This is a genomic window from Kitasatospora sp. NPDC059648 (assembly GCF_042734825.1).
In the GTDB taxonomy this organism is placed as follows: Bacteria; Actinomycetota; Actinomycetes; order Streptomycetales; family Streptomycetaceae; genus Kitasatospora.
On sequence record NZ_JBHWDU010000157.1, the window covers coordinates 1 to 7,243 of the forward strand.

Here is a 7,243-nt window from a genome sequence, read left to right on the forward strand (position 1 = left end):
GTCCGGCTGGACCTGGCGGGCGTCCGTCGGCAGGCCGCCACCACCGGCGTCCCGCCGCTGCTGCGGGCCCTGGTCCGCACCCCCGCCCGCCGCGCAGCCCAGGCTGCGAGCGGTGGGGCGCAGGGCACAGTCCTCGACGGACTGCTGGCGCTGCCGGCCGCGGAGCGCAGGCCGGCCGTGCTGGAGCTGGTCCGCGGGCAGGTGGCTGCGGTGCTCGGGTTCGCGAGCACCGCCGAGGTGCCGGCCGACCGGGCGTTCCGGGAGCTGGGCTTCGACTCGCTCACCGCCGTGGAGTTCCGCAACCAGCTCGGTGCGGCGGTCGGGCAGCGGCTGCCCGCGACCGTGGTGTTCGACCACCCGAACTCCGCGGACCTGGCCGACCACCTGCTGACCACCCTGCCCGGCGGCAACGACGCGGGGCGCAGCGTGGCCGAGGAGCTGGACGTCCTGGAGTCCATGCTCGCGGAGTCCGAGCCGGAGGGCGGTGAGCGGCTCCGGGTCGTCACCCGGCTCCAGGCGCTGCTGGCCCGGCTGGGTGACGGCCGGGGCGGTGAGCAGGGCGACGGGGCCGGCGTCGCGGTCACGGAGGTGATCGACGACGCCGGTGACGACGACCTGTTCGACTTCATCGGCCGGGAGTTCGGCATCTCCTGACCCCGTTTCCACCTGCCCGAGGCCGGCCTCGCCCCCACAGGGGCCGGCCTCGGGCCCCCTCCGCGTCGGTCACCCGCTGCCGCCCCCGCGCCACGGGGCCTCGGGCCCATGTGCCCGCAGGCCCACGGCCCCCCAGACCATCCGATCGCCAGAGCGCCAGAGCGCCAGAGCGCCAGATCACAAGATCGCCGGACCGCCAGATCCGCTAGGAGAAGAGACATCATCATGTCCAACGAGGAGAAGCTCCGTCACTTCCTCAAGCAGGTCACGGCAGATCTGCACCAGACCCGCCAACGGCTGGGCGAGCTGGAGTCGAACGCCCACGAGCCGATCGCGATCGTCGGCATGGCCTGCCGCTTCCCGGGCGGGGTGGAGAACCCCGACGGGCTGTGGGAGATGGTGCGCGACGGCGTCGACGGGGTGACCGCGTTCCCGACCGACCGGGGCTGGGACATCGCCGGGCTCCAGGGAGCGGACGAGGACGGCTACGGGTCCGACACGGTCTTCGGCGGCTTCCTGCACGACGCGGGGGAGTTCGACCCGGCGTTCTTCGGGATCTCGCCGCGTGAGGCGCTGGCGATGGACCCGCAGCAGCGGTTGCTGCTGGAGGCGTCCTGGGAGGCCGTCGAGAGCGCCGGGATCAAGCCGGCCGACCTGCGCGGCAGCCGGACGGGCGTGTTCGCCGGGCTGATGAACAACACCGACTACCTGGCCCAGGCCCCGGCCCTGCCGGAGGGCGTCGGCGGCTTCCTCTCCACGGGGACGTCCGGCAGTGTCGCCTCCGGCCGGGTCTCGTACACCTTCGGGCTGGTCGGCCCGTCGATGACCGTCGACACCGCGTGCTCGTCCTCGCTGGTGACGCTGCACCTGGCGGTGCAGGCGCTGCGCAACGGCGAGTGCTCGATGGCGCTGGCCGGCGGTGCGACGGTCATGTGCGCGCCGGGCACGTTCATCGAGGTCAGCAAGCAGCAGGGGCTCGCGGCGGACGGACGCTGCAAGGCGTTCGCGGAGGACGCGGACGGCGCGGGCTTCTCCGAGGGCGCTGGCATGCTGCTGCTGGAGCGCCTGTCCGACGCACGGCGCAACGGCCGGCGGATCCTCGGCCTGGTGCGCGGTACGGCGGTGAACCAGGACGGTGCCTCCAACGGTCTGACCTCCCCGCACGGCCCGTCCCAGCAGCGCGTCATCCTGGAGGCGCTGGCCGACGCCCGACTCGCGCCCGAGCAGGTGGACGCGGTGGAGGCGCACGGCACGGGCACCGCACTGGGCGACCCGATCGAGGCGCAGGCGCTGATCGCCACCTACGGGCAGGGACGTGACCGGGCGAACCCGCTGTGGCTGGGCTCGTTCAAGTCGAACGTGGGCCACACCCAGGCGGCGGCCGGTGTCGGCGGCGTCATCAAGACGGTGATGGCGATGCGGCACGGCGTGCTGCCGAAGACGCTGCACGTCGACGAGGTGACCAGGAAGGTCGACTGGTCGGACGGCACGGTCGCGGTGCTCACCGAGGCACGGCCCTGGCCGCAGACCGGTGAGCCGCGCCGCGCGGGCGTGTCGTCGTTCGGAGTGAGCGGCACCAATGCGCACGTCGTCCTGGAGCAGGCGCCCGAGCAGACCGCCGAGCAGACCGCCGAGCAGACCGCCGAGCAGGCCGTCGACCCGGCCCGGGTGCTTCCGGCGCAGGCCGCGCCGTGGCTGCTGTCCGGGGCGTCCGAGCAGGCGCTGCGCGACCAGGCCGAGCGGCTGCGCGCGTACGTCGCGGCCCGGCCGGAGCTGACCCCGGCGGACGTGGCGCACGCGCTGCTCGCCGACCGCACTGCCTTCGACTACCGGGCCGCAGTGGTCTCGGCCGGATTGGACGGGCTGCTGGCCGGTCTCGCGGCCGTCGCCGAGGGGCGGGACGCGGGCGAGGGCTCGGCGGTCGTCCGGGGCACGGCCCGCCCGGACCGCCGGACCGTGTTCGTCTTCCCCGGCCAGGGCTCGCAGTGGCTCGGCATGGCGGCCGGACTGATCGGCTCCTCGCCGGTCTTCGCGGCCGCTGTCGCCGAGTGCGAGGCGGCCTTCGCCGAGTTCCTGGACTGGTCGGTGGCCGACGCGCTGCGCGGCGCCGCGGACGCGCCGGACACCGAGCGCCTGGACGTGCTCCAGCCGCTGCTGTTCACCACCATGGTGTCGCTGGCCGCGCTGTGGCGGGCCTGCGGCATCGAGCCGGCCGCCGTGGTCGGGCACTCCCAGGGTGAGGTCGCGGCCGCGTACGTGGCGGGCGCGCTCTCGCTGCAGGACGCCGCCCGGATCGTCGCGCTGCGCAGCAAGGCGCTCCTCGCGCTGATCGGCAAGGGCGCGATGGCCTCGGTGCTGGCGCCGGTGGAACAGGTCCGCGCGCACATCGCGCCGTACGGCGACCGGCTGTCGGTCGCGGTGGTGAACGGGCCCGGCGCCTGTGTGGTGGCCGGGGTGCCGGACGCGGTGGACGAGTTCGTGGCGGCGATGGAGGCGGCGGAGATCCGGGTCCGCCGGGTGCCCGGAGCGCTCGGCGCGGGCCACTCGGCGCAGGTGGAGCCGCTGCGGGAGCGGATCCTCACGGACCTCGCCCCGGTCGCGCCGCGCCCGGCGACGGTGCCGCTGTACTCGACGGTCACCGGCGAACTGCTGGACACGGCGGGCATGGACGCCGAGTACTGGTACCTGAACATGCGCCGGACGGTCGAGTTCGACGGCGCGGTCCGGGAACTGCTGGCCGCAGGGCACCGGCTGTTCGTCGAGGTCAGCCCGCACCCGGTGCTGACCGTCCCGCTGCAGGGCATCCTGGAGGACACCGGCAGCGACGCCGCCGTCCTCGGCACGCTGCGCCGCGGCGAGGGTTCGGCGCTGCGCTTCGCAGCGGCCCTGGCCACCGCCCACGCGCACGGGGCCGAGCCCGACTGGTCCGCGGTGATCGCGCCGGGCCGCCCGGTCGAGCTGCCGACGTACGCGTTCCAGCGTCGCCGCTACTGGCTGGAGCCCGGCCCGTACACCGGTGACGTCGCATCGGCCGGTCTGGTGCCCGCCGACCACCCGCTGCTGTCCGCCACGATCGAGCGCGCGGACGCGGGCGGGCTGCTGCTGACCGGCCGGCTCTCGCTGCAGACGCACGGCTGGCTCGCCGACCACGCGGCCCTCGACACGGTGCTGCTGCCCGGCACCGCCTTCGTCGAGTACGCGCTGTACGCGGGCGCCCTGGTCGGCTGCGGGGCGCTGGAGGAGCTGACCTTCGAGGCCCCGCTGATCCTGCCGGAGCAGGGCGGTGTCGCGGTGCAGATCGCCGTCGGCGTGCCCGACGAGGCAGGGCGGCGCGGCATCGACGTGTACGGGCGCGTCGAGGGCGACGAGGGCGAGCAGGTGTGGACCCGGCACGCGACCGGCTGGCTGGCCGGGGCGCCCGCGGACGCCGGTTTCGACTTCACGGCTTGGCCACCGAAGGACGGCGAGCGGCTGCCCGTCGACGGCCTGTACGACGACTTCCACGCGGCGGGCATCGGGTACGGGCCGGCCTTCCAGGGGCTGCGCGCGGTGTGGCGGCGTGGTGAGGAGATCTTCGCCGAGATCGCCCTGCCCGAGGAACTGCACGCCGAGGCAGGCCGGTTCGGTGTCCACCCGGCCCTGCTCGACGCGGCCATGCACGCCGTCGCGGCGGGCGCGGTCGAGTCCGGCGGCGAATCGGGCGGCGGGCTGTGGATGCCGTTCTCCTGGCGCGGCGTCAGCCGGTACGGGACCGGGGCCACCGCACTGCGGGTGCGCTTCGCGCCGGTGGCGGGCGAGGAGGCCCTTTCGCTGCAGGTGGCCGACGCCTCGGGACGCCCGGTGGTGGCGGCCGAGGGACTGGTCGTGCGGCAGGTGTCGGCGGAGCGGCTGAACCTGGCCGGGGCCCGGCACCACGAGTCGCTGTTCCGGGTGGAGTGGGTGCCGCAGGCACCGGCGGCGGGCGGCGCCCGGCCGTCGGCGGCGGTGCTCGGGGTGGGCCTGGACGGCGTGGCGCCGGCCCGGTACGCGGACCTGGCGGCACTGACGGCCGCCCTGGACGCCGGGGAGCGCGCGCCCGAGCTGGTGTTCGTGCCCTTCGGCCCGGTGGCCGCCCCCGCCGGGGCGGACGGCCTGCGCGAGGCCGCGCACGGCACCGCGCTCGATGCGCTGACCGTCGTGCGGACCTGGCTCACCGACGAGCGGCTCGCCGACACCCGGCTGGTGGCGGTGACCCGCAACGCCGTCCCGACCGGTCCGGACGAGGACGTCCCGGGCCTGGCCGCCGCCCCGGTGTGGGGCCTGCTGCGCTCCGCGCGCACCGAGAACCCGGGCCGGTTCGTGCTCGTCGACCTCGACGACGCCTCGGACGGTGCGCTGCTCGCGGCGGTTGCCTCCGGAGAGCCGGAGCTGGCGCTGCGGGCGGGCACCGCGCTGAGCCCGCGGCTGGTCCGGGTGCCGGCCACCGTCGACCCGGCCGCCGGGGAGGCCCCCGCGCAGCCGCTGCTCGACCGGGACGGCACGGTCCTGATCACCGGCGGCACCGGTACGCTCGGCGCCCTGGTGGCCCGCCACCTGGTCACCGAGCACGGGGTCCGCAGCCTCGTCCTGACCAGCCGGCGCGGCCTCGCGGCCGAGGGCGCGGCCGAGCTCGCCGACGAGCTGACCGGCCTCGGCGCGGCCCACGTCGAGATCGCCGCCTGCGACACCTCCGACCGGGAGGCCCTGGCGAAGCTGCTGGCGGACGTCCCCGCCGACCGCCCCCTCACCGCGGTGGTGCACAGCGCCGGCGTGCTGGACGACGGCACGGTCGACGGCCTCACCCCCGAGCGGCTGGCGAAGGTCCTGCGCCCCAAGGTCGATGCGGCGCTCCACCTGCACGAGCTGACCGAGGGGCTGGACCTGAAGGCCTTCGTGCTGTTCTCCTCGGCCGCGGGTGTCATGGGCAACCCGGGCCAGGCCAACTACGCGGCCGCCAACGCCTTCGTCGACGCGCTCGCCCAGCGGCGCCGGGCGGCCGGGCTGCCGGCCACCGCGCTCGCCTGGGGGCTCTGGCTGGACAGCCTCGGCGCCATCGGCGAGGCCAACGGGGAGCAGGCCGCGGCCCGGACGGGCAGCCGCATCCCCGGCCTCACCTCCGACGAGGGGCTCGCTCTGTTCGACGTGGCGCTCGGTGCGGGACAGGCCGTGCTGGTGCCGATGCGGGTGGACCTCGCGGGGCTGCGCCAGGCCGGCCCGGAGGCCCTGCCGCCGCTGATGCGCGGCCTGGTCAAGCCGGTCGCCCGCCGGGCGGAGGGCGGCCGGGGCACGGACGCCCCGTCCCTGGCCGAGCGGCTGGCCGGGGTGGCCGAGAAGGACCGCGGAGCGATCGTGCTGGAGTACGTCCGCACCCAGGCCGCCCTGGTGCTCGGCTACTCCGACGCCGAGGCGGTGCCGCCCGCCCGCCGGTTCCTGGAGATGGGCTTCGACTCGCTCAGCGCCGTCGAGCTGCGCAACCGGCTCGGCGCGGCGGCGGGTGTGCGGCTGCCCGCCACGGTGGCCTTCGAGAACCCCACGCCGGAGGCACTGGCCGCCTACCTCACCAGGGCGGTCGGCGCCGCCTCCGCGCGGACCGAGGAGGAGGTCGTGCCGGTCCGCGAACCGGAAAGCGTGTTCGGTGCCATGGCGCGCCGGGCGGGCGAGCTCGGCCGGCTCCATGAGTTCATCCAACTCCTCACCGCGGCCTCGGAGTTCCGGCCGTCCTTCGAGTCGCCGGAGGATCTCGACGGCGAGCTGGACGTGGTCCGGCTGGCGAAGGGCGACTCCGGGCCGGAGCTGATCTGCATCCCGTCGATCCTGCCGATGTCCGGTCCGCACGAGTACGCGCGCTTCGCCGCCGCGCTGCGGGACGTGCGCGACGTCTCGGTGCTGCCCGCACCGGGCTTCGTGCCGGGGGAGCCGCTGCCCGCCGGCATCGAGGCCCTGGCCGAGGCGCACGCGCGGGCGCTGCTCGCGCACACCGGTGACCGGCCCTTCGTGCTCGCCGCACACTCCTCCGGAGGCATGCTGGCGCACGCCCTGGCCGGCCACCTGGAGCGGCGGGGCGTCCGGCCCGAGGCGCTGGTGCTGATCGACATCTACCCGCTGGACACCAACGCCTTCAATGGGGTGCAGGCTCGGCTCGGGGGCGGCGCTCCCGAGGCCGGCGCGGACGACGGCGGCACGGCGGGGCCGGCCGGGGGCTTCGGGGCGCTCGGCGACGTCCGACTCACCGCGATGGCCGGCTACTTCCGGCTGTTCGCCGAGTGGCGGCCGCAGCCGATCGCCGCGCCCACCCTGCTGGTGCGCGCCACCGAGCCGTTGCCGAACTGGCGGCACCAGGAGGACTGGCGGTCCACCTGGGCGCCGGAGCACAGCACGGTGGACACCGAGGGCGATCACTTCTCGATGATGGAGGAGTACGCCGAGAACACCGCCCGCGCGGTGCACGCCTGGCTGACCGACCGGCTCGGCTGAGCCGCTCCACCTGACGGTGGACCGGCCGGGGGGGGGGGGGGGGTGGCGCGGGGAGCGCCCCCCACAAACCCAAACCAAGACACCCAAAGGGACCGGA

At 75.8% G+C, this 7,243-nt stretch carries 2 protein-coding genes; both read left to right on the top strand.

The features are described 5' to 3' along the window. The coding region (locus ACFV1W_RS39310) for a phosphopantetheine-binding protein (protein ID WP_380422237.1) at positions 1 to 654 on the top strand (654 nt) is incomplete at its 5' end. Positions 655 to 879: 225 nt separating this feature from the next. Further along, complete coding sequence (locus ACFV1W_RS39315; protein ID WP_380422239.1) at positions 880 to 7,146, top strand: type I polyketide synthase; 6,267 nt, start codon at positions 880 to 882, stop codon at positions 7,144 to 7,146. The last annotated feature ends 97 nt before the right edge of the window (positions 7,147 to 7,243 follow it).